Origin of the sequence: Ensifer adhaerens, assembly GCF_013283195.1 — a bacterium.
Taxonomy (GTDB): Bacteria; Pseudomonadota; Alphaproteobacteria; order Rhizobiales; family Rhizobiaceae; genus Ensifer; species Ensifer adhaerens_G.
This window is the reverse complement of sequence record NZ_JABEKT010000003.1, coordinates 167,096-188,503: the sequence shown is the minus strand read 5'-3', so window position 1 is coordinate 188,503 and position 21,408 is coordinate 167,096. Positions and strand designations below refer to the sequence as shown.

General features: G+C 61.1%; 16 protein-coding genes and 2 pseudogenes. 13 read left to right on the top strand and 5 right to left on the bottom strand.

Translation table 11 applies throughout. The annotated features are described in order from the left end of the window. Positions 1-188: 188 nt before the first annotated feature. Positions 189-936: pseudogene (locus tag LPJGGPFB_RS23820) on the top strand (IS5 family transposase). Positions 937-947: 11 nt separating this feature from the next. On the opposite strand, the pseudogene LPJGGPFB_RS23815 reads toward LPJGGPFB_RS23820, so the two are convergent. Continuing rightward, a pseudogene (locus tag LPJGGPFB_RS23815) lies at positions 948-1,349 on the bottom strand (transposase); the annotation flags it as partial. A 536-nt stretch (positions 1,350-1,885) separates the two neighbouring features. Between LPJGGPFB_RS23815 and LPJGGPFB_RS23810 the strand changes: the two are divergent. Then, the gene (locus tag LPJGGPFB_RS23810; RefSeq protein ID WP_173422450.1) at positions 1,886-2,569 is read left to right on the top strand and encodes a glycosyltransferase family protein; all 684 of its coding nucleotides are present in this window, start codon (positions 1,886-1,888) and stop codon (positions 2,567-2,569) included. A gap of 32 nt (positions 2,570-2,601) precedes the next feature. On the opposite strand, the gene LPJGGPFB_RS23805 is transcribed toward LPJGGPFB_RS23810, so the two are convergent. Further along, positions 2,602-3,474: a hypothetical protein gene (locus LPJGGPFB_RS23805; protein ID WP_173422449.1), complete on the bottom strand. Its 873-nt coding sequence runs from the start codon at positions 3,472-3,474 to the stop codon at positions 2,602-2,604. Between the two features lie 243 nt (positions 3,475-3,717). Here LPJGGPFB_RS23805 and LPJGGPFB_RS23800 point away from each other — a divergent pair, with 243 nt between their 5' ends. Continuing rightward, on the top strand, positions 3,718-4,143 hold the full coding sequence (locus LPJGGPFB_RS23800) for a transposase (RefSeq protein WP_234903018.1): 426 nt from the start codon (positions 3,718-3,720) through the stop codon (positions 4,141-4,143). Positions 4,144-4,666: 523 nt separating this feature from the next. Here the strand turns inward: LPJGGPFB_RS23800 and LPJGGPFB_RS23795 are convergent. Beyond that, positions 4,667-5,905, bottom strand: coding sequence for an NAD(P)/FAD-dependent oxidoreductase (locus tag LPJGGPFB_RS23795; RefSeq protein WP_173422448.1), 1,239 nt, complete (start codon positions 5,903-5,905; stop codon positions 4,667-4,669). 23 nt (positions 5,906-5,928) lie between these two features. Beyond that, positions 5,929-6,753 (bottom strand): M55 family metallopeptidase, encoded by an 825-nt coding sequence (locus LPJGGPFB_RS23790; protein WP_173422447.1) that lies wholly within the window; start codon positions 6,751-6,753, stop codon positions 5,929-5,931. Positions 6,754-6,862: 109 nt separating this feature from the next. Between LPJGGPFB_RS23790 and LPJGGPFB_RS23785 the strand changes: the two genes are divergently transcribed. The 10 genes from LPJGGPFB_RS23785 to LPJGGPFB_RS23740 all read left to right on the top strand — a co-directional run bounded on the left by LPJGGPFB_RS23785 (position 6,863) and on the right by LPJGGPFB_RS23740 (position 20,219). Continuing rightward, positions 6,863-8,353: a M81 family metallopeptidase gene (locus LPJGGPFB_RS23785; RefSeq protein WP_173422446.1), complete on the top strand. Its 1,491-nt coding sequence runs from the start codon at positions 6,863-6,865 to the stop codon at positions 8,351-8,353. A gap of 226 nt (positions 8,354-8,579) precedes the next feature. Further along, on the top strand, positions 8,580-9,212 hold the full coding sequence (locus LPJGGPFB_RS23780; protein WP_173422445.1) for a helix-turn-helix domain-containing protein: 633 nt from the start codon (positions 8,580-8,582) through the stop codon (positions 9,210-9,212). 91 nt (positions 9,213-9,303) lie between these two features. Beyond that, complete coding sequence (locus LPJGGPFB_RS23775) at positions 9,304-10,875, top strand: ABC transporter substrate-binding protein (protein WP_345791065.1); 1,572 nt, start codon at positions 9,304-9,306, stop codon at positions 10,873-10,875. A gap of 141 nt (positions 10,876-11,016) precedes the next feature. Then, positions 11,017-12,030 (top strand): ABC transporter permease, encoded by a 1,014-nt coding sequence (locus LPJGGPFB_RS23770; RefSeq protein WP_173422444.1) that lies wholly within the window; start codon positions 11,017-11,019, stop codon positions 12,028-12,030. 2 nt (positions 12,031-12,032) lie between these two features. Then, a complete protein-coding gene (gene ddpC, locus LPJGGPFB_RS23765) occupies positions 12,033-12,941 on the top strand; it encodes a D,D-dipeptide ABC transporter permease (protein WP_234903017.1) in 909 nt (302 codons plus the stop codon). Continuing rightward, positions 12,941-13,960 (top strand): ABC transporter ATP-binding protein, encoded by a 1,020-nt coding sequence (locus LPJGGPFB_RS23760; protein ID WP_173422443.1) that lies wholly within the window; start codon positions 12,941-12,943, stop codon positions 13,958-13,960. Before ddpC ends, LPJGGPFB_RS23760 begins: the two co-directional genes overlap by 1 nt. Next, positions 13,957-14,949: an oligopeptide/dipeptide ABC transporter ATP-binding protein gene (locus LPJGGPFB_RS23755; protein ID WP_173422442.1), complete on the top strand. Its 993-nt coding sequence runs from the start codon at positions 13,957-13,959 to the stop codon at positions 14,947-14,949. Before LPJGGPFB_RS23760 ends, LPJGGPFB_RS23755 begins: the two co-directional genes overlap by 4 nt. 349 nt (positions 14,950-15,298) lie before the next feature. After that, positions 15,299-16,123 carry a creatininase family protein gene (locus LPJGGPFB_RS23750; protein ID WP_173422441.1) on the top strand — a complete coding sequence of 275 codons (825 nt, stop codon included), beginning with the start codon at positions 15,299-15,301 and terminating at the stop codon, positions 16,121-16,123. A 59-nt stretch (positions 16,124-16,182) separates the two neighbouring features. Then, positions 16,183-17,802 carry an ABC transporter substrate-binding protein gene (locus tag LPJGGPFB_RS23745; RefSeq protein ID WP_427858343.1) on the top strand — a complete coding sequence of 540 codons (1,620 nt, stop codon included), beginning with the start codon at positions 16,183-16,185 and terminating at the stop codon, positions 17,800-17,802. 659 nt (positions 17,803-18,461) lie between these two features. Further along, on the top strand, positions 18,462-20,219 hold the full coding sequence (locus LPJGGPFB_RS23740) for an adenylate/guanylate cyclase domain-containing protein (RefSeq protein ID WP_173422440.1): 1,758 nt from the start codon (positions 18,462-18,464) through the stop codon (positions 20,217-20,219). A 229-nt stretch (positions 20,220-20,448) separates the two neighbouring features. Here the strand turns inward: LPJGGPFB_RS23740 and LPJGGPFB_RS23735 are convergent, their stop codons facing one another. Continuing rightward, complete coding sequence (locus LPJGGPFB_RS23735) at positions 20,449-21,402, bottom strand: isoaspartyl peptidase/L-asparaginase family protein (protein WP_173422439.1); 954 nt, start codon at positions 21,400-21,402, stop codon at positions 20,449-20,451. Between the last annotated feature and the right edge of the window lie 6 nt (positions 21,403-21,408).

Sequence of the window (21,408 nt, the reverse complement as noted above, 5' to 3'; positions counted from 1 at the left end):
AGGCTCATAACCTGAAGGCCGCAGGTTCAAATCCTGCCCCCGCAACCAAATCAAACAAAAGCCCGCTAGGTGAAAACCGGCGGGCTTTTGGCGTTTAAGCGTTAGGTCCGATCGACATTCAGGAATCCCAAATCGCTTGATCGCCGATTCATAGAGCACCGTGTTGGTCACGGAGGTCGATGATGGCAATTAGGCGTTATGAGCTGAGCGACGCCCAATGGCTCCAGATTGCATCCCTATTCCCTGGTAAGATTGGAGATTCTGGGCGCAGCAGTTCGGACAACCGTCTGTTCATCGATGGCTGCCTATGGGTTTTGCGCTCCGGCGCACATTAGCGCGACTTGCCGGAACGCTATGGCAAATGGAAGACGGTGCATAAACGCTTCAGCCGCAGGTGCCATGTCGGCGATGGGAGCGAGTGTTCGAGGCGCTGACGGCAGGCAGCAACAACCAATATCTAATGGTCGACAACACGATCGTTCGCGCTCATCAGCAGGCCGCCTCCGGAAAAGGGGGCAAGGGTCAGGCGCTGGGGCGTTCCCGAGGCGGACTGACCACCAAGGTGCACATGCTGGTCGATGCCCTTGGGCGGCCGCTGCGTTTCATCGTCACTGCCGGTCAGGTGGGTGATATCACGCAAGCGCCGGCTCTTGTGGAGGGACAGGGCGGCGATGCCGTGCTGGCTGATAAAGCCTATGACAGCAATGCCTTGCGAGAACTATTACCAGCATGGGAGCCGAAGCCGTCATCCCATCGAACCGCTCGCACAAAATCATCATCCCCCACGACGAAGCCGCCTACAAAGATCGCAGCCGCATCGAGCGATGCTTCAACCGGATGAAGCGCTTCCGACGCTTCTCCATGCGCTATGACCACAGAGCAATCCATTTCGAAGGATGCGTCTATCTCATCGCAGCAATCATCTGGCTAAGGTGATTGTCGATTCGTCCTAGCCCGTAGTCTTCTTTGCCATAAGCGAACCGATAGATCGTCTCGGAGCAGATCCTGATGAGGCTAAGTCCATCCGCCCACAGTCGGCCGGCTATCTGCTCCGGCGACCAGTAGGCCTTCAATCGATCGATGACCAGTTCGCGCAGTTGCGTATGGCGCCTGAGCTTCCTCAGGCACTGGCGCCGCTCTTTGCTGATATCGTCTGCAACCGTCGAGAAGTAACCGCTATATTCGGGAAGTTCGCGATCGTGGAATGTGTTGCGTCTGATCTCGCGATAGATTGTCGATCGATGACGGCCAAGTTGACGCGCCATTTCATTGATCGGCACTTTGCGTTCGACAAAGTGGCGTAGGCGGCGCCAAACAGCCAGATTCAGCTGCGAATAACGTCGAGACATCTCAAAATCTCCAAGGGGAACTCGTTGAAATTATTGGCATGTCGCACTTGGAAATAGAATGTACCGTTTGTGCGTCCAAGATCGCATAATGTATCGATTGGAAGTTTGCGCCACCCGCCGGTCTACGACCAGAAGGCTAACGTAAGGCTCCACGAAGCCATCACGCGATCCGATAATCGGCATTCGTGACCGCGGTGGCGGGGGCGGTCGAGCGTAGCTCGGTTGAGCATCGTCATCTCGCATACGCGCCAGGGCAAGATACAAACGACAATGAGCTTCGCGAGGCGCTAAGCGGTTCGCAGTCGGGCCGAGTCCGGCTTGTAGCTGGATTTGAGGATCTTGTGGAAAATACCAATCTTCCAGCGCATAGCGTACCCGTTGAGCTTTTCGACGGCGTCTCCGTGCGAAAGAGTGGCCAGATCCGTGATCAGGGAGGTCGCGCGTGCATTAACGCTATCGGCACTTAGTGCGGCGACAATACACTCGAGCCGGTTTGAGCTCGCGAGTGGTGCGACTGTTTGGCTTAAGGAGGGAAAATGGCTGATAAGGCACGGGTCTACATTGGTTTCGACAGCAAAGAAGTCGTGGCCTATCATGTCTTTTGCCAGAGCATTCTGGAGAAGAGCTCGATTCCGGTGGAGTTCCTGCCGATCTCGCTCAACAATCTCGGCGGAATCTTCGTACGCGAGCGCAACCAGCTGCAATCTACAGAATTTTCCTTCTCGCGCTTCCTCGTTCCGTACCTCAGCAATTACGAAGGCTGGAGCCTTTTTGTTGATTGCGATATGCTGATGCGCACGGATATCGCCAAGTTGTGGGAACTGCGCGACGACCACTATTCCGCTATGTGCGTCAAACATGACTATGAGCCGAAGGTCGAAACCAAGTTTCTCGGCCAGACCCAGACGAAATACGAAAAGAAGAACTGGTCGAGCGTCATTTTGTTCAACAATGCGAAGTGCAAAGCGCTGTCGCCGGATTTCGTCAACACAGCGACCGGGCTGGAATTACATCAATTTAAGTGGCTGGAATCCGAAGACTTGATCGGGGCGTTGCCGCAGACATGGAACTGGCTCGTCAACGAATACGAGTACAACGAATCGGCCGACCTCGTGCATTTTACCGATGGCGGGCCGTATTTTGAGGCGTACAAGAACGACGACTACGCCGAGGAATGGTTCGCGGCCCGCGACCGGGTCCTCTACGTCGCACAGCGCTAAAGCAGCCGCCTTGACGGCCGCCGAAGCGAACCTCAGCGGCCCAATTTCTTAATTCGCGTAAATAGGCTTCCGATCTTGCGCTGTATCCTGGTCTTCGACCACAGCTTGGCGACTTGCAGTTCCGTGCCGGTAAAGCGATTTGCAAGGACATTGGTCGCCACCAGCGCTATTGTCGCCTCGTTGAATTCCGGAAAGCGGTCATGAATGCGGGCGAACATGCCAGCTGGTTCGCTCAGATTGTCTTCGAAGCGGCTGATTCGGCCGTTCTTGACGAACAATTGCAGCATGATCTGCTCGAATGTCCAGTCATGCCCTGAATAAATGCCGAACTGCAGGCCGGCGACGCCGGTGAAGCCGCACAGGCAGACATTGGCGTTAGGCATCTTCTCGATAAGCCAGGCGGCGATGGCAAAGCCGGTAGTCGGCATACGGCCAGCGGGATAGAGTGCTCCAAACGTATGATCGAAATCCAGTGTGTAGGGAACCAGGTCGCTGCGGCGTGGCGCGTCGAGCGGTGGTGTACCGGTGGGAACGCCACGCTCGGCTAGAACGCCGATCTCAGCCTTGAGACCGTTGGCAAACAGGCTGTAGGCCCTGTCGAAATGCTTCCGCGACTTGAAGAAACGCGCACCATCAGCAACGAGACGGTGGCAGAGCATGGCGTCCTTCTCAAACGGCTTGTGCAGGACCTTCGCGCAGCCGGTGAAGAAGATATAGAGGGTGTTTTCCGGGAGCGCTCGCGTGATGGAATCTATATCGACGTTCTCGCTGTTGGCGATCAGCGCAAGCATCTCGTATCCGGAAAGAAGCGTTTCGAAATCTTCGGCTTGCAGTGACATGTTCTCAAGTTCCCAGCTTGATGGACGGTTCCGTAAATGAATAGAGGACGCGGGCACCGCCGTCATTCCTTGTTCATTAGAATTGTTATTGCGACGACCGGGAGGGCAGCATACCGGTTCGGAAGGAGGCCGCACGGGTGGAGGTAGGAGGATCGCAGCTCGTTGCGGCGCCGATGCCGATAAGTCACTGGTCAAGTAGATCCCGATCACGCCCGCTAGAGTCTGTCAGCGGTAGTTGGAATCGTTTGTGGAATCCGTCTTCTTTGATTTTGTGAATCAAGATCCTTGCTGGTGTGGAGGCCAGCAATGATGGTGCGACCTCTTTCTCTGGATTTGCGCACTCGCGTTGCGGCGGCGTTGAACGATGGCATGACAGTTCGCGCCGCGGCGGAGCGGTTCGGCATATCGGCTGCGACCGCGGTGCGGATTGGACAGCTCGATCGCTCAGGCAAAGGCTTGATGCCGGCGAAGATCGGCGGCTATGTCCAACCGATCTTGAGGGGCGCTGCGGCCGACGCGGTGCGCCAACGGCTTCAGATCAAACCCGACTGGACGGTGCGTGCGCTGTCGGCAGAGCTGAAGGCTGCGGGGATCGACGTGTCCCATGACACGGTCTGGCGGTTCCTGCGCGCTGAAGGCAAAACTTTCAAAAAAAACACCGGTGGCAAGCGAGCGGGACAGGCCGAAGGTGGCCCGGTTCCGGATGCGGTGGAAGACCCATCAGCATCGACTTGATCCGGATCGTCTCGTCTCGTCTTCATCGACGAGACATGGGGCAAGACCAACATGACGCGCACCTGCGGCTGGTGTCAGCGGGGAGAGCATGTCGCGCTTGGAAATAGAATGTACCTTTTAGATTTCTGAAGTTGCATAATGTATCGACTGAAACAGCAGAGAAGCCTTGGGTTCGTTCGCCCCATCGGCTTCAGTTTTGCCGGGAGAGGACCTAGCCGGCTCCGATCTCAGCTGGAGTTGTGCGCGAGAAGGTGGGTGAGCACCGTAACTTCCCGCTCCAGCAATTCGGGCGTTATGCCCGCGAAGCGACCTTCCAGGCTTACGGAGATCACGCCATGCACTGCCGAAAAGAACGTGCGGCGCCGATCGATGCCGCGCGACCGGAATGCAGCTCCTCGACAACCGCCACGAAGTGGCTCCGACACAGTGGATGAAACTCACCAGGGCCGGAGCGATCCACTCCGACTGCTGCGTGAGAATCGCTGACGATGTCGATCTGCCCGCCGTGGTCTTTGCGGCTGCGCTACGCCCAGCCCCGCGCTGACGGAAGCAGCGGGAGCACAAGCGGATCAGCGCGGCCCATTGTCATCAGCCCTGCCAGGAGGACGGCGGTCGTCGGTCCCAATGTAAATCCCTGATGGCCGTGGCCGAAATGGAACCAAAGGCCCTTGTGCCGGGTCGGGCCGACGACAGGCAGCATGTCGGGCATGCAGGGACGGGTCCCCGACCATGGCGTGGATTCGACGGGATCACGCAGCGCGAAAAGCTCGCGTGCGGTGTTGGTCGCGTGCCGAATTTGCCGCGATGCTGGCGCTGTTCCCGGCGGCGCCATATGCGCGCCGGTCAAGACCCGCCAGCCTGCATTCATCGGCGCAACCAGCGTGGAATTGTCGACATCCAGCATTGAGACGCGTGGCCCGTTCTGGCCCGAAAAATGCCTGTGGTAGCCGCGCTTGAACACCATGGGTATGCGATAGCCGAACGCGCTTGCGAGCGTCGGCGACCATGGCCCGAGGGCAACGACCGCGTTTTCTGCGTTGACAAGACCGTCCTCAGACAATGCGTGCCAACCGGCACCCTTCTGCTGCAAGGACATGGCGTCGCCGCGGGCGAGTGTTCCTCCGCGCGCCACGAAGAGAGCGGCGTAGCGGGCAACCAGTTCGCCCGGGTCGCGACAAGTCCAGGGTGAGGTCCAATGGACGGCACCTGCAAGCCGACGCTGGAGCGCCGGTTCGCATGCGGCAAGTTCGTCCGCGCCCAACACATCTGACGGCACGCCATAGATACGCTTCAGCCGCTCCGCATCGGCTGCAGCCGCTTCGAAACCCGCGGGCGTACGATAGACGGCGCGCCACCCTTGCCGGACGATCAGGTCGTTGGCGCCGGCGGGCTCGATAAAGCGCGCGTGATCGCCGCTCGCACGCAGGGCGAGCTGTGAATAGGCGGCGATGGTTTTCGCGTAAGGTGCCGCCGCTGATTGCGTGAAATAGCGCAAGAGCGGCCCTGCCACGCGTGGCAAATCGCGAAGCCGCCAGTCGACGTCGTTGCCGCGCTTCAGCGCCACCCTGACGATCTCGCTTACGCTGCGGGGGAAGGCATAGGGCTCGACGGCCTCGGTCTGGATGATGCCGGCGTTGCCATAGCTTGTTTCGCGCCCTGGCGCCTGGCGATCCAGCAACACCACATGGTGCCCGTTCTCCTGCAAGGCAAGCGCGGTTGAGACGCCGACCATGCCGGCGCCGAGGACAATTGAGGTGGTCATGGTTGGATTCCGTAGCGGAGTTGTCAGAAAGTCAGGCGCGAATTGTAGCCGACCACGAACTGGATGAAACGTGAGACGTCGACCATGTCGTCGCCCTGGTAGCGGATCGTGTAACCGTCGGTGCGCTCGACACCCTTGAGGTAGGAGAGGTATTCGGCCGGAAGGCGGTTTCGGAACACGATCTCCAGGACAGGGTTTTCCAGCTTGAAGGGTTTTGCCCCACTGGCTGTCGCCAGCGCCGCCTTGACGCCCTCGCGAATGCGGCGATGCGCAACGGCCGGCGTCAGCGATATCGCCGACTGTGTGCTGTAAACCTGCTTGACCGGCACCGTGACGATATCGCCGATACAGGACTTGATCTCGTCCAGGGCGATGTTGTCGCCCGAGGCGAGAAGGACGGGCACGTCGAAATGTCCGGCAATGGCGGCGTTGATGCCTGCCTCCGGCATGACGGCACCGTTGATGCGCACTTCGGCCAAGGCCGTGCCGCCGATCGTGTGCGACAGCACCCCACTTAAATGGCTTGCCCCGGCGTGGTAACCGAGAAGCATCGCACCGACGAAGGAACCGAGCTCGACGCCCTGCATCATCATCAGCGGCCGCGGCCAGCTGCGAACGATCTGCACATAGTCTGGCAGGCGGTCGATCAGGATGCTCTCGCCATTGCCGTGGGAATCGCTGACGATGATTTCCTCGACGCCTTCCTCATGCGCGGCTTCGCAGGCGTGGACAACGGTGTCCGTCATCCAGCGGCGCGCGTTTTCGTATTCGAAACCTTCCGGCATCAGCTGGTCGCGGCTGACGACCCCGACGATCCCCTCGATATCAGCTGAAATGTAGATGCGCATTCCTGCCTCCCCGGCCAGCCGCGCAAGAGCGCGAATGATGCATTTGACTTTCCGACGATAAACATAGTTTTATGATTAGAAAATATCTTTCTTTTTGGCGGAGGCAAAAATGAAACTGTTTATTGCGGGTCTGGACACTGAAACCAATACCTTCTCGCCGATGCAGACAGGGCTTGAGGCTTTCCAGGAAAACCTGATCGCCTACGGCGACGCGACAAGCAGGCCACTCACGTGCTGCTCGTCGCAGATGTTGGTCTGGCGCAATGCGGCCGAAGAAGAAGCCTGGGACGTGGTGGAAAGTCTCTGCGCCGTGGCCGAGCCCGGCGGCAAGACCACGCGGGCGGTCTATGAGAGCTTCCGCGCCACCATCCTCGCGGACCTCAAGGCGGCTTTGCCGGTGGACGCCGTCATGCTGGCGCTGCATGGCGCCTGCGTCGCAGACGGCTATGACGATGTCGAGGGCGATCTGATCGAGCATGTGCGCGCAGTGGTCGGGCCGAATGTCCCGGTTGCCGCCGAGCTCGATCTGCATTGCCACATCACCGATCGCATGCTCTCGAGCGCGACCATGATCGCCACCTACAAGGAATATCCGCACACCGACATCGAAGAGGTTGCCAGCCAATTGTTCCGGTTGATGAAGCGAACCCTTGCGGGCGAGGTTCGCCCGGCAATGGCGCTCTATGACTGCCGGATGATCAACACCTTCCACCCGCATCGCGCGCCGTTGCGCGGCATCGTCGATCGCATGAAGGCGCTGGAGGGGCAGGATGGCATTCTCTCGGTCTCCTTCGGTCACGGCTTCCCCTGGGGAGACGTCGAAGATGTCGGCGCCAGGATGCTCGTCGTTACCGACAACGACAAGGCGAAAGCCGCTCGGACCGCCGAGGCCTTCGGCAGGGAGATATTCGCTGCGCGTGAGGATATGCGTGGCACTTATCTCAGCATCGATGCCGCGCTGGACCAGGCCGTCGCTGCAAAGAGCGGACCGGTCGTGCTGGCCGACGTCTCCGACAATGCCGGCGGTGGAGCCCCTGGAGACTCGACCTTCATCCTGCGCCGCATCATAGAGCGCGGCATCGAGGATGTGGCGACCTGCCTCTACTGGGATCCGATTGCAGTGCGCCTGTGCCGCGAGGCGGGAGAGGGGGCGACGCTGGCGCTCAGGATCGGCGGCAAGGTCGGGCCGGCATCTGGCGACCCACTGGACCTCACCGTGACGATCAGACGTATTGCCTCCGGCATCACCCAGCGCTTCGGGCCGACGCCGCTTGGCATCGGCGACGCGGTGTGGATTACTGCAGGCGGCGTCGACATCGTGCTGAACACCGTGCGCACACAGGTCTTCCACCCGGAATGCATGACAGCGCTGGGCCTGGACCCCGCACAGAGGAAGATTGTCGTGGTGAAATCGAGCAACCACTTCCGCGCCGGTTTTGAGCCCATCGCCAGCGAAATCCTCTATGTCGGCGGCCCCGGCGCCCTGCAACCCCACTTCGAGGAGCTGCCCTTCACCAAACTGAAGCGCCCCTATTGGCCGAAGGTCGCCGACCCGTTCGCGCAGGAGGACGGACGCCATGCGGCGGCGCTCACTGCATAGATCTGGCCAGCCATCCCTGCCGTCATTGCGGCAGGGATGATCTGCAGGTCGCGCCGATGACACCGGCACGCAAGGGATGGCATAGCTTTTCGAGCCGATGTTGATTTCGGCCACGTATTATAGGAAATGGTTTTCCTATCATGCCAATCGGATTCTGCCGCGTCGCGGGCTGAGTCGAGACCGGCAGGCGGTCGTGACGGCTGCAGGCAAATTGGAGACGCCTACGATGACCGATGCGAAATCCACCCTCGGCGATATCCTGAAGGAGATTCGCAACCGCAATCGCTGGACGCTGGCAGAAGTGAGTTCCATGACGGGGCTTGCAGTCTCGACTCTCTCCAAGGTCGAAAACAACCAGATGCAGCTTACTTATGACCGGTTGATCCAGCTGGCGCAGGGCCTCAAGGTCGATATCGTCGAGCTCTTCGGGACCATGACGGGTGCCGAGGATGCGCCCAGCATGCTGGGGCGCCGCACCTACACCAGATCTGGCGAGGGGCGGGAGATCATCACGCAGAACTACGACTATCTCTATGTCTGTACGGAGATTTCGAAGAAGTCGATGGTTCCGATCGTGGCGATGGCTCGCGCCCGCACCCTCGAGGAATTCGGGCCGCTGATCCGCCACAAGGGCGAGGAGTTCTTCTACGTTGTCGAAGGGGAGCTCGAGCTTCATACCGAGATCTATGCGCCCTTGCGGCTCAAGAAGGGCGATTCCTGCTACTTCGATGCGATGATGGGGCATGCCTATCTCAGTGTGAGCGAAGAGCCGGCGCAGATCCTGTGCGTTTGCTCGACCCCGGAAACCGAGTTGGTTTCCACATTGTCGAACGCCCAGAGGATCAAGCTCAAGAGCTGATACAACTAAAAACGAGTACGATAAGAAAAAATATTGCACTTAGGAAAATCGTTTCCTACTCTAGTGCTGCGGTTGGTGCCGGGAGGGCATCGTGCACCGCAGTTCTGGGGAGGACTACGAGATGAACGGTTCCAAGTGGAAATCGATTGGCATCGCCTTGCTTCTGGCATCGACGCCGCTTTCCGGCGCAATCGCTGCGCAGGACGTGCTGGTGCTGGCGCGAGCGGAAGATCCGCCGACCGCAGATCCAGGCGTTGAAATCAGCAACAGCGGCTACACACTGATTTACGCCGCCTATGAAAGGCTCGTCGCCTACAAGGGCGGCACAACGGAAGTCGCACCGGAGCTGGCCGAAAGCTGGACCGCCGACGACGCCGGCCTGGTTTGGACCTTCAAGCTTGCCAGCGGCCACAAGTTCGATGACGGCGCACCGGTCGATGCGGCCGCCGTCAAATTCAGCTTCGACCGGCTGATGAAGCTGAAAGCGGGTCCCTCCGACGCGTTTCCGGTGCTGAAAGAGGTCGAGGTCGTCGATCCGCAGACGGTGAGATTCCATCTGACGGCGCCATTCGCGCCCTTTATCTCGACACTCGCCGTCTCCGGCGCGGCCATCGTCAATCCGAAGGTGATGGAGCACGAGAAGGACGGCGACATGGCGAAGGCCTGGCTTGCGGAACACTCCGCAGGCAGCGGCCCCTACCGTATCGCCTCCTGGGAACGCAACCAGAGCATCGTGCTCGACCGCAACGAACATTACGCCGGCACAAAGCCGGCGCTGAAGCAGGTCGTCATCCGCATCGTCGGCGACGTCTCGGCCCGTCGTCTGCAACTGACGAGCGGCGATGCCGACATCATCGAACAGATCCCGCTCGATCAGGCGGAGGCGCTGCAGAAGGACGCCTCCGTCGTGGTCGAGAGCAATCCCAGCATGTATGTGAACTACATCTACATGAACAACCGCCAGCCGCCGCTGGATGACGCCAAGGTGCGCCAGGCGATTTCCTATGCGGTCGACTATCAAGGCATTATCGACGGCATCATGCTCGGTCAGGCCAAGCAGATGCGCGGCGCGGTGCCGAGCGGCATGTGGGGCCACGACCCGCAGGGTTTCCAGTACACATACGATGTCGAGAAGGCGAAGGCCCTGCTGGCCGACTCCGGCAAGAGCGACATCCACCTGACCTACACCTTCTCCCAGGCTGATCCTGCGTGGGAGCCGGTCGGACTTGCGCTGCAGGCGTCTCTTGCGGAAATCGGCATCAAGCTCGACCTGCAAGCGGTCGCCGACACGACCAAACGCGAACTGGTGGCCAACGGCAAGTTCGACATGGCGCCTGGCGCCTGGACGCCTGATTTTGCCGATCCCTACATGTTCATGAACTATTGGTTCGACGCCGGAAAAATGGGTGGTCCGGGCAACCGTTCCTTCTACGACAACACCAAGGTGACCGAGCTCGTGAAAGAGGCGGGATCCATCGTCGACGAGGCGAAGCGCAAGGAACTCTATGTCGAAGCGCAGACGCTTTCGACGCAGGATGCGCCCTATCTCTACATCATGGAAAAGAATGACATCTTCGCCCGCCGCGCGGTCGTGAAAGGCTATGTCTACAATCCCATGCTGATCCAGGTCTACAACTTCGGAACGATGTCGAAAACGGAATGAGAAAGCGGGATCAGAGCGATCCCATGGCCTTGACGGGCTTCATTCCACGGAACACCTGCCGCCAGCCTTAACGGCTGTCGCGGCAGGGTTTCATCGTTTCCCAGGCAAGGCAGGGTTCTCCTGCCGGAAGGGCCGACGTTCATGGCAATCACCCGCATCATCATTCCGCGTCTGGTACTTCTGCTTTTCGTGGTGTTAGGCGTCGCCATCATCACGTTTACGATCTCGCATCTCATACCGGGAGATCCGGCGCGCATGATCGCGGGCGACCGGGCGAGCGCCGAAACGCTTGAAAACGTCAGGCGCAACCTGGGTCTGGATCGACCTGTCGTCGAACAGTTCACCATCTATATCGGCAATCTGCTGCAGGGGGATCTCGGGACATCGCTTCGCACCAACCGCCCTGTTGCCGGCGATATCCGCACCTTCCTGCCCGCGACCTTGGAGCTTGGAACCGTGGCGCTCTTTATTGCGATCTGTCTGGGTGTGCCGCTCGGCGTGCTGTCGGCGGTCTACAAGGACGGTCCGATCGACCAGATTGCGCGCACTGTCTCGGTCTGCGGCATCTCGATGCCGGTGTTCTGGTTCGGTCTTATCCTGATCTACTTCTTCTACGCCAAGTTCCAGATCCTGCCCGGCAGCGGCCGTCTGGCCATGGGCATTGTTACGCCAGAGCGCATCACCGGGTTCCTGTTGATTGACTCTCTGCTGCAAGGCCGTTTCGACGCCTTCCGCAGCGCCGTTTACCACATCATCCTGCCGGGCTTCGTGCTGGCCTTCGCCAATATGGGCGTGATCACCCGCCAGATACGCGCCTCGATGCTGGATGTCCTGCAGGAAGATTACATTCGCACCGCGCGCGCCAGTGGCCTGCGCAAAGGCATGATCATCTTCAACTATGCGCTCCGAAACGCGCTGATCCCTTCCATCACCCTGCTGGGGCTGGCGCTAGGCGACCTCCTCTATGGCGCGGTACTGACCGAGACGATCTTCGCCTGGCCCGGCATGGGCACCTACGTCGTCACCTCCATTCAGACGCTCGATTTTCCCGCCATCATGGGTTTCACGATCGTCGCTTCCATCGGGTATGTGCTGATCAACCTTCTGGTCGATCTTGCCTACATGCTCGCCGATCCACAGATCAGGGAGGTCTGATCATGTCCGTCGTCATGCCGACCGAACCTGCCGCGGCGAGCCCCGCGATGCGCAGTAGCAAGTCCATCTCCGAGCGCCTGCGTTACCTTTGGTATCTCAGCCGCAGGAGCCCGCTGACCCTGGTCGGCGCTGCCATCATCCTGCTCGTCCTCATCATGATCATCGCCGCGCCGGTGATCGCACCCTACAACCCGGACAAGGTCGCGCTGACGGCGCGCCTGTTGCCACCGAGTGCTGCCCATTGGTTCGGTACCGACGAGGTCGGCCGCGACCTGTTCTCGCGGGTGATCTACGGGGCAAGGGCGTCCTGCGGCGCCGCCTTCATGATTGTGCTGATTTCGATGTCGATCGGGGTGCTGATCGGTTGCTTTTCCGGCGTGGTCGGCGGGCGGATTGACACCGCCATCATGCGGTTGATGGATGTCGTCCTTGCCTTGCCGGCGCTGGTGCTGGCCATGGCGCTGGCGGCGGCCCTTGGCCCGAGCCTGTTCAACTCCATGCTGGCCGTGGCGATCGTGCGCATTCCAGCTTACGTGCGCCTGGCCCGAGGCCAGACGCTTTCCTTGCGCGAGCAGGTTTTCGTCAAGGCGTCGCGCACCTTTGGCGCCTCACCGTTCTACATTCTGCGCTGGCATATCCTGCCAAACGCCATGTCGCCGATCATCGTGCAGGCGACACTCGATCTGGGCGGGGTCGTGTTGATCGCGGCCGCCCTCAGCTTCATCGGCCTCGGTGCGCAGCCGCCCACCGCGGAATGGGGCGCGCTCGTCAGCAGCGGCCGCAGCTACATGCTCGATCAGTGGTGGTACGCCACTTTCCCCGGTCTCGCCATTCTGATCACGGCCATGGGATGCAATCTCGTCGGCGACGGCATCCGCGATATGCTCGACCCGCGCCTTAGGGGCAGATGATGACAGATACCGTCCAATCTCGCGGCCAGGCGCTGGCCATTCACAATCTGTCGCTGGAGTTTCCAACCTTCAGCGGCGCGATCAAGGCGCTCGACAATGTGTCGATCAACGTCGCAAAGGCAGAGATCGTCGGGATCGTCGGCGAGTCCGGCTGCGGCAAATCGGTGACGACCATGGCGGCCACAGGACTGCTGCCCAAAGGACGCTACAGGATCACCGGCGGATCCGTCAGGCTCTTTGGCCATAGCACGCTGACCATGGACGACAGCCAGCTGCAGGACGTGCGCGGCAAGATGGTCTCGACCATCTTCCAGGAGCCGATGAACGCGCTCAACCCGACGATCCGCATCGGCAAACAACTGACCGACGTCATCATGCGTCACGAGGAGGCAAGCTTGCCGGATGCGAGGCGCATTGCGCGGGATATTCTCGCCGACATGCTGATCGGCGACCCCGAGCGCGTCATGAAGCAATACCCTTTCGAGCTCTCCGGCGGCATGCGCCAACGGGTGCTGATCGCCATGGCGTTCTCGTGCAATCCCGGCCTCATCATTGCCGACGAGCCGACGACTGCGCTCGATGTCACTGTGCAAGCCGTGATCCTGCGGCTTATCCAGAACCGTGCGCGCCGGACCGGGACGTCGGTGATCTTCATCTCGCATAACGTCGCGGTCGTGTCGCAGCTCTGCGACCGGCTTTACGTGATGTACGCCGGAAGGATCGTCGAGCATGGCGCGACCCGAACCGTTCTCGATGCGCCGCAGCATCCCTATACCCAGGCGCTGCTGCGCTGTCTGCCGGAACGGGTGGCGCCGAAGCAGGAGCTCGAAGCGATCACCGGCGCGGTACCGAACCTGATGCATCCGCCTGCCGGCTGCTATTTTCAGCCGCGATGCAAGGAAGCGATCGACCTCTGTCGATCCCGGTCTCCGCAACTGGCGGGGGCCGATGGTCGAGAGGTCGCGTGCTGGCGGCGAGGTGTCGGGCCGGAAATAGCAGAGCAGGGGAGCCGGCAATGACCGAAGGTATTGACACGATAGCCCCACCGGTTCTGGCGGTTTCCGATCTCACTGTCCGCTTTCCGGCATCCCGAGACTGGCTCGGCCGTGCCACCTCACATGTGCACGCCGTCAACGGAGTCAGCCTTCAGGTTCGCGGCGGCGGAAGCCTCGGCATTGTCGGCGAGTCCGGTTGCGGCAAGAGCACGCTCGCCCAGGCGATCATCGGGCTTGCGCCGTACGAAAAGGGCTCGGTGGCGATCGACGGCCAGGATTTTCAGGCGTCACAGGGAAGGCAGAAGCGCGACCTGCGGCAGAAGATGCAGATCGTTTTCCAGGATCCGCAATCCTCGCTCGATCGGCGGCTGCCGGTCTGGCGGCTGATCAGCGAACCGCTGCACATTCGCGGCGGACACAGCAATGCCGAACTGCATGCCAAAGCGGCGGAACTGGCCGCCGCCGTCGGCTTGAGGCCGGAACATCTGGATCGGCTGCCCCACGAATTTTCGGGCGGCCAGCGCCAGCGCATCGCAATCGCCCGTGCCATGAGCACGGATCCTGATCTCATGGTGTTGGACGAGCCGACGTCGGCGCTCGATGTGTCGGTGCAGGCGCAGATCGTCAACCTGCTCTTGAAGTTGCAGCGGGAGCGGGGTCTGACGTACCTGCTTATTTCCCACGACGTCGCGCTGGTGCGCCATTTCTGCGACGACGTCGCTGTGATGTATCTCGGCCAGATCGTTGAATCAGGTCCGGCCGACGCGGTTCTCGGCAATCCGCGGCACCCTTACACCCGGACGCTTCTGGCCTCGGCTCCGAGTTTCGAAACGCCGCTGCCGACCCTTGCCGAGGTGCGGATCGGGGAGCTTCCAAACAACCGCAAACTGCCGACCGGCTGCTTCTACCGGGAACGATGCGGCAAGGCCGCCAATGGCTGCGAGGCGCCGCAGGATCTGCGGCGCCTCGGGGATGGGGTGCGCCACGCGCGGTGTCATCTGGCCCAGGGCTGAGGCGCGAGCGAGCGCCAGAGCTGCCATTCGCCGTCCGTCCGCATGGGCGGCGGCGGAGCGGTACAATGTCGTTTGCTGCGCCAGGTGGGCATTTTAAGAAATATAATTTTCTTATACGAAAAATAATTTGATTGATATTTCCGACTGTGCAAACTTGGCGCCGTTCGCTCCGCGGCGCTCAGCCGAAACCCGACTCATCGCTTGCCGGAGAAAACAGTGACCTGAACCAGCGCAAATCGGCGCCCTCTGCCGGCTGCCGTTTGCGCATGTTTCGCAATGTTGCCAGACGCAGTCGCGTGCATGGCGGTCCGGGCGCCTGCGATCCGGACATCTGATGAAAGGGCCTGACATGACGAAGGAAGTTGAATGGGCGCGCATGACCGCCCCCAGCCTGCGCGAAATCGCCGGCAAGCCGGGGGCGCTCGCCATCCTGCCGATCGGCTCGCTGGAACAGCACGGCCCGCACCTGCCGGTCATTACCGACACCGCCAGCGCATCGGCTGCGGCCATTCGTGCCGCCCATCTGGTCGCTAACGACATCCCGGTCGCCGTTCTGCCTGGCCTTTGGCTCGGCATGAGTGAACACCACCTTCCTTTCGGCGGCACCATAACGCTCGACTACGATACGCTCAGCCGCGTCATCCGCTGCATCGTCCGCTCGCTGAAGACACTCGGTTTCTCGCGGCTGTTCATCGTCAACGGCCATGGCGGCAACATGGATCCGCTCGCGGTTGCCGTGCGTGAACTCGCGGTCGAGTTCGCCATGCCGATCGTCGCCACGACGCCGTGGATGCTGGCGCCGGAAGAGACGGGCAAGATCTTCGAGGTCGACACCGGTGCGCATCATGCCTGCGAAGGCGAGGCATCCGTCATGTTGGCGATCGCCGCCGACGCGGTGAAGACCGAGATGTTCGGCCAGGCCTATGGCAACCAGCAGCATCCTGTCGATGTGCCGGCGGACGTATCGCGGTTCTATTCCTTCGCCGAGCGCGCGCCGGTAACCGGCACCTGGGGCGATCCGCGCAGCGCAACGGCAGAAAAGGGCGAGCGTTTCCTCGACCTGCAGGCGGGCGAACTCGTGAAACTGATCCGCAACGATGTGCTTTGGACCGCACCCGATCTCGTCTGGGCGCCCGGCCGCGGCCTCGGCACGACTGCGGGCAAAGCTGATTGACCTGCCGGCGAGACATTTGCCGGACATTTCGCATTCCATTCCCGAGGGAGGATACGTCAATGACTCTGAAATTCGCGCGGACGCGCAAGACCGTTGTTTCTCTGTTTGCTGCAACGATGCTTTCGGGCCTCGCCCTGACGCCGGCCATGGCCAAGACACTCGTCTATTGCTCAGAGGGCGCGCCCGAGGGCTTCGATGCAGCGCTCTATTCGGCCAACAGCACGTGGGACGCTTCGGCGGAAACGATCTATGATCGCCTCACCGAATTCGAAAGCGGTACGACCAACGTCGTTCCGGGCCTCGCCGAAAGCTGGACGATTTCCGACGATAATCTCGAATACACGCTGAAACTGCGTGAGGGCGTGAAGTTCCAGTCGACGGACACCTTCACGCCGACGCGTGATTTCAACGCCGACGACGTGCTCTTCACCTATCATCGCCAGCTGGACAAGACCGATCCGTGGAACAGCTATTTTCCCGGTGCGAACTGGGAGATGTTCAACGCGATGGACATGCCATCGGTGATCAAGGACATCGTCAAGGTCGATGAAAAGACCGTCAAGTTCGTGCTGAAGCAGCCGGACGCGTCGCTTCCCGCAAAGCTTGCCCTGAACTTCGGCTCGATCATGTCGAAGGAGTATGCCGACAAGCTGGCGGCTGAGGGACGGCGCGAAGACCTCGACCGCAAGCCGGTCGGCACCGGGCCGTTCCGATTTGTCGACTACCAGCAGGACGCAGCAATTCGCTTTGCGGCCAATGCGGACTATTGGGACGGCGCGCCGAAGATCGACAACCTCATCTTCGCGATCACCACCGATCCGACGACACGCATGCAGAAGCTCCAGGCGGGCGAATGCCATGTCGCGCCGTACCCGGCGCCGGCCGACATCGCTGGACTGAAGGCAAATGCGAACCTGACCGTGTTGGAACAGCCTGGTCTCAACGTCTCCTATCTCGCGATGAACACCCTGGTCGCGCCGTTCGACAAGCTGGAGGTGCGCCGCGCCATCAACATGGCGATCGACCGCAAGGCCATTGTCGATTCCGTCTATCAGGGCATGGGACAGATGGCCAAGAGCGTCCTGCCGCCGACGATGTGGGGCTATAACGGTTCGATCGACGGCTACAGCTACGATCCGGAGGCGGCAAAGAAGCTGCTCGACGACGCCGGCGTCAAGGATCTGAAGATGAAGATCTGGGCGATGCCCGTCAGCCGTCCCTATATGCCGAACGCGCGCCGTGCGGCAGAACTGATGCAGGCGGATCTTGCCAAGGTCGGCATCGGCGTCGAGATCGTCTCCTACGAATGGGGCGAATACCTCAAGAAGTCGCGGGACAAGGCGCGCGATGGCGCCATCATCCTGGGCGGCACCAGCGACAACGGCGATCCTGACAATCTGCTCAGCTACTTCTTCAGCTGCTCCGGCGTCGGCGGCAGCAACAATGCCAACTGGTGCTCCAAGCCGCTCGACGAGATCTTGCAGAAGGCGCGTACCAGCGCGGATCAAGGCGAGCGGACGAAACTCTACGAAGAGGCACAGGCCATCATCAGCGACCAGGCGCCCTGGGTCCCGATTGCCCACTCCACCGTTGTGCTGCCGATGTCGAAGAAGGTAACGAACTATGTGATGGAGCCCTTGGGCTCGCACCGCTTCGAGAAGGTCGACATCGAGGAATAAATCTCCGCAAAACGGCCCGTAGCCCCGGCTACGGGCCGAACTTCGAACAAGTCCTCCGCGTGAATCGCATTCGTGGCAACTGTGGCGATCGAGATGATGGCCGGGATCGAAACTATCAAAGGCCGATGCGAGACCCGAAAATGTTGCGCATGAATGCTGGCGGTCGGCACGAAGGAGACCACGGTCGACGCTCCCATCTGCCACTCGTTGCTGTAGAAAACATAACGAAGGCAGCAATCGCGAGCGTAAAACTATTGCAACAGACGCGCCTTTATCGCCTGCCCAACGAGGGTCAGTTGCAGCAGCGGCTCGCCATGCACGGAGCTCTCTTCGACGAGGTCCAACGTAGGTGAGGGGCGGAGAGCCGGGTTGCGTTTGGTGCGATCCCTAGCGAGATGAAGATAGACTACATCGAGGCATGTTCGCTGGATGCTGATTGGTACCTCAAGGCGCCAGAAACGCACACGGGGATCGGCAGGGTTTAGAAAACCCCACTCCGGACCATCCTGAGATTGGGACACGTGGCTGATGGAGCGTCGCCACATGACCGTCTCAGTGGTAACATGAACCAGCACGGGCGTGGTGTCAGGCCCCCGGATGGTGCATGTCGCGTCAATCGCCTGGGCTTCATGCGGCGGATCTCCTGAGGGGAGACAGCCATGGCAACTGCAAGAGCAGAGCGGCGGCTGGCCGCGATCTTGGCCGCTGACGTCGTCGGCTATTCCCGCCTCGTCGAACATGACGAGCCTGGGACGCTATCTGCCCTCAAGGTTCTGCGCCGGGAGGTGATCGATCCGCTACTGGCCGACCATCGGGGCCGTATTGTCAAGCTGATGGGCGACGGTGCGCTCGTGGAGTTCGGCTCGGTCGTCGATGCCGTCGCGTGCGCGGTCGCCGTTCAGAAGGGGATTGCCGAAAACCAGGCGGATATCCCGACGGAGCAACGCATCATCTTTCGGATCGGCGTCAATCTCTGTGATGTGATCCATGAGGTTGATGGGGATCTCTACGGCGAAGGCGTCAACATCGCGGCCCGCCTCCAGACCTTGGCGGATCCAGGCGGCATTTGCATTTCCGGCACGGCGTACGATCACCTCCAGGGCAAGCTCGACTGCGACTACGAGTACCTCGGCGAACGCGCGCTCAAGAACATGGAGCGGCCCGTGCGACTGTACCGCGCGCTTTTGGGAAGGACGACAGCAGGAACGGTATCGCTAAGGCCCGCACTTCCGGACCGACCATCCATTGCAGTGCTGCCGTTCAACGCCATGAGCCCCGACCCGGAGCAGGACTTCTTCAGCGATGGGCTCACCGAGGACATCACCACCGCGTTATCCAAGCTCAAGGGCTTCTTCGTGATCGCCCGCAACACAATGTTCACCTACAAGGGAAAGCCCGTGGATGTGCGCGCCATCGGGCGCGAACTCGGGATCCGCTATATTCTCGAGGGGAGTGTCCGCAAGTCCGGCAACCGGATGAGGGTGACCGCGCAGCTCATCGATGCGGCCTCCGAAGTCCAGCTCTGGGCCGAGAGGTACGACGGCGACCTTGGCGACATCTTCGTCATTCAGGACGAAATCACCGCAAGCGTCGTCGGTCGCATCGGGCCGGAACTCCTGGTGGCAGAGCATGCCCGCGAAAGCCCCAAGCCGCATCGTGGCCTTGATGCTTGGGAATGTGTCGTACGGGCGATGTTCCTGTGTTCGCAACTGTCTGAGGAGAGCAGCGGCAAGATGCTCCCTTTGCTCGATCGGGCAATCGGACTGGCTCCCGGTTATGCCCAGGCGCTCGCCATGAAAGGTTGGATTACCATGTGGCGCGCGTTCCAGGGGTGGGAGGACATGGGATTCGCCATGGCCCTAGCCAGGGATTTCGTCCAACAAGCCATTGCCGCGGACGATAAGGAACCGTGGGCGTACCTTGCGCAGGCGATGATAGCCTTTGCGACGCGCGACAATGTCCTGGCGATGGCAGCGATCAGCCAGGCTGTCGCCATCAACCCCAACTCCGCGTTTGCCCATGGCCAGTTGGGACTTGCGCATGCCAACGGGGGCCGCGCGGCGGCCGCCATTCCATGCATCGACTACGCCCTCAGACTGAGCCCGCGCGAGGCTTTTCTCGGCGACTTTCAGTTTTACTATGCCATGGCTTATTTCCAGGGCGGCGATTACGAACTCGGATTGAGCTACGCACGAGAGGCGCATCGCTTGCGGTCCGGCCACGCGGTCCCACTGGTCATCGGCACGGCCTGTGCCGGACTTCTGGGCAATGAGGAGGCTGCCACGGACTTGCTCGGACGCCTCAAGTCGCTCGTCCCCGACATCTCACGGCACGCTGTCGGAGCTACATCTTCTTTCGTGCGCGCCGAGGATCGGGCGCGCCTCATCGAGGGGCTTGCCCGGGCCGGCCTGAATTGACGGGTTGGATTGGCCCCGAAAACCGATCGCCTACCGCAGAAGCGCGTTCCTGGCAGCACGCCGCGACGATCTTCGAGATCGTGACTTGGTCATCCGCTGGCTTCCCCAATGCTTCTGCGAAACCCAACCCGAACTTCGTTCCGGTTGGCGTCGTGGGCGAGGCGATGACGAAGGACAGGCGCACGGGCGACCGTGATTGGCGTCATGCCTCAGCCTGTTAGGTGGACAGTCAATCGCCGGTCAACGCCATGACCTCCGCATGCGAGGCGACATAGAAGTCGCCTTCTTCGGTGACCCAGCCACGGAACATCCCGTCGGTATTGTAGGGTGCGGCGACGGTGCCGTCAGCGCCGACGGCGACCAGGCCGGCGCCGATATTATGTGGCTTCATGTCCTCGATGATGACTTTTGCCGAAGCCGTCCTCACATCCTCGCCGAGATAGGCCATGCGCGCGGCGACCTCGTGGCCGACGACATGGCGGATGAAGAATTCGCCCTTGCCGGTGCCGGAGACGGCGCAGACGCCATCACGCGCATAAGTGCCCGCGCCAATGACCGGGCTGTCGCCGATCCGTCCGTCGGGCTTGTTGTTGTAGCCGCCGGTCGAGGTCGCGGCGGCCAGGTGGCCATGCTGGTCAAGTGCAACCGCGCCCACCGTCCCGTGCTTTTCCGACTCGCTGGCGGCAACCTGGGTGCCGGCGGCAACATGTGCCTTCATCGCCGCCAGCGCCTGTTTGCGCCGCTCGGTGGTGAAATAGGCCTGTTCCTCCACTGCCAGTCCCCTGGCCTCGGCAAAACGATCCGCCGCGGGGCCGGCAAGCATGACCATGTCTCCGTGTTCGAGGACGGCGCGCGCCGCAAGCACCGGATTGCGGATGCGGCGCGACGCGCAGATCGCACCGGCGGCCAGCGTCTTTCCGTCCATGATCGACGCATCCAGCTCATGGATGGCGTTCTCGTTGAGTGCCGCACCATGTCCGGCGTTAAAATGCGGGCTGTCCTCCATGACGACGACGGCCGCCTGCACCGCGTCGATGGCGTTTCCGCCGCGTTCCAGGACAGCGTAGCCGGCCTTCAGCGCGCGCCCGAGGTCCCGGCGGGCCGCAATCCATTCGGCCTCGCTGAGGTCAAGCTTGGCCATCACGCCGCAACCCCCATGGATGGCAAGGGCGAATTTCGTCATGGGACT

What these genes read in the sequence shown, in the direction of transcription:
- LPJGGPFB_RS23810 (WP_173422450.1), top strand. Translation starts at nt 1,886, where the DNA reads ATGGCTGATAAGGCACGGGTCTACATTGGTTTCGACAGCAAAGAAGTC.
- LPJGGPFB_RS23805 (WP_173422449.1), bottom strand. Translation starts at nt 3,474, where the DNA reads ATGACGGCGGTGCCCGCGTCCTCTATTCATTTACGGAACCGTCCATCA.
- LPJGGPFB_RS23800 (WP_234903018.1), top strand. Translation starts at nt 3,718, where the DNA reads ATGGTGCGACCTCTTTCTCTGGATTTGCGCACTCGCGTTGCGGCGGCG.
- LPJGGPFB_RS23795 (WP_173422448.1), bottom strand. Translation starts at nt 5,905, where the DNA reads ATGACCACCTCAATTGTCCTCGGCGCCGGCATGGTCGGCGTCTCAACC.
- LPJGGPFB_RS23790 (WP_173422447.1), bottom strand. Translation starts at nt 6,753, where the DNA reads ATGCGCATCTACATTTCAGCTGATATCGAGGGGATCGTCGGGGTCGTC.
- LPJGGPFB_RS23785 (WP_173422446.1), top strand. Translation starts at nt 6,863, where the DNA reads ATGAAACTGTTTATTGCGGGTCTGGACACTGAAACCAATACCTTCTCG.
- LPJGGPFB_RS23780 (WP_173422445.1), top strand. Translation starts at nt 8,580, where the DNA reads ATGACCGATGCGAAATCCACCCTCGGCGATATCCTGAAGGAGATTCGC.
- LPJGGPFB_RS23770 (WP_173422444.1), top strand. Translation starts at nt 11,017, where the DNA reads ATGGCAATCACCCGCATCATCATTCCGCGTCTGGTACTTCTGCTTTTC.
- ddpC (WP_234903017.1), top strand. Translation starts at nt 12,033, where the DNA reads ATGTCCGTCGTCATGCCGACCGAACCTGCCGCGGCGAGCCCCGCGATG.
- LPJGGPFB_RS23760 (WP_173422443.1), top strand. Translation starts at nt 12,941, where the DNA reads ATGACAGATACCGTCCAATCTCGCGGCCAGGCGCTGGCCATTCACAAT.
- LPJGGPFB_RS23755 (WP_173422442.1), top strand. Translation starts at nt 13,957, where the DNA reads ATGACCGAAGGTATTGACACGATAGCCCCACCGGTTCTGGCGGTTTCC.
- LPJGGPFB_RS23750 (WP_173422441.1), top strand. Translation starts at nt 15,299, where the DNA reads ATGACGAAGGAAGTTGAATGGGCGCGCATGACCGCCCCCAGCCTGCGC.
- LPJGGPFB_RS23745 (WP_427858343.1), top strand. Translation starts at nt 16,183, where the DNA reads ATGACTCTGAAATTCGCGCGGACGCGCAAGACCGTTGTTTCTCTGTTT.
- LPJGGPFB_RS23740 (WP_173422440.1), top strand. Translation starts at nt 18,462, where the DNA reads ATGGCAACTGCAAGAGCAGAGCGGCGGCTGGCCGCGATCTTGGCCGCT.
- LPJGGPFB_RS23735 (WP_173422439.1), bottom strand. Translation starts at nt 21,402, where the DNA reads ATGACGAAATTCGCCCTTGCCATCCATGGGGGTTGCGGCGTGATGGCC.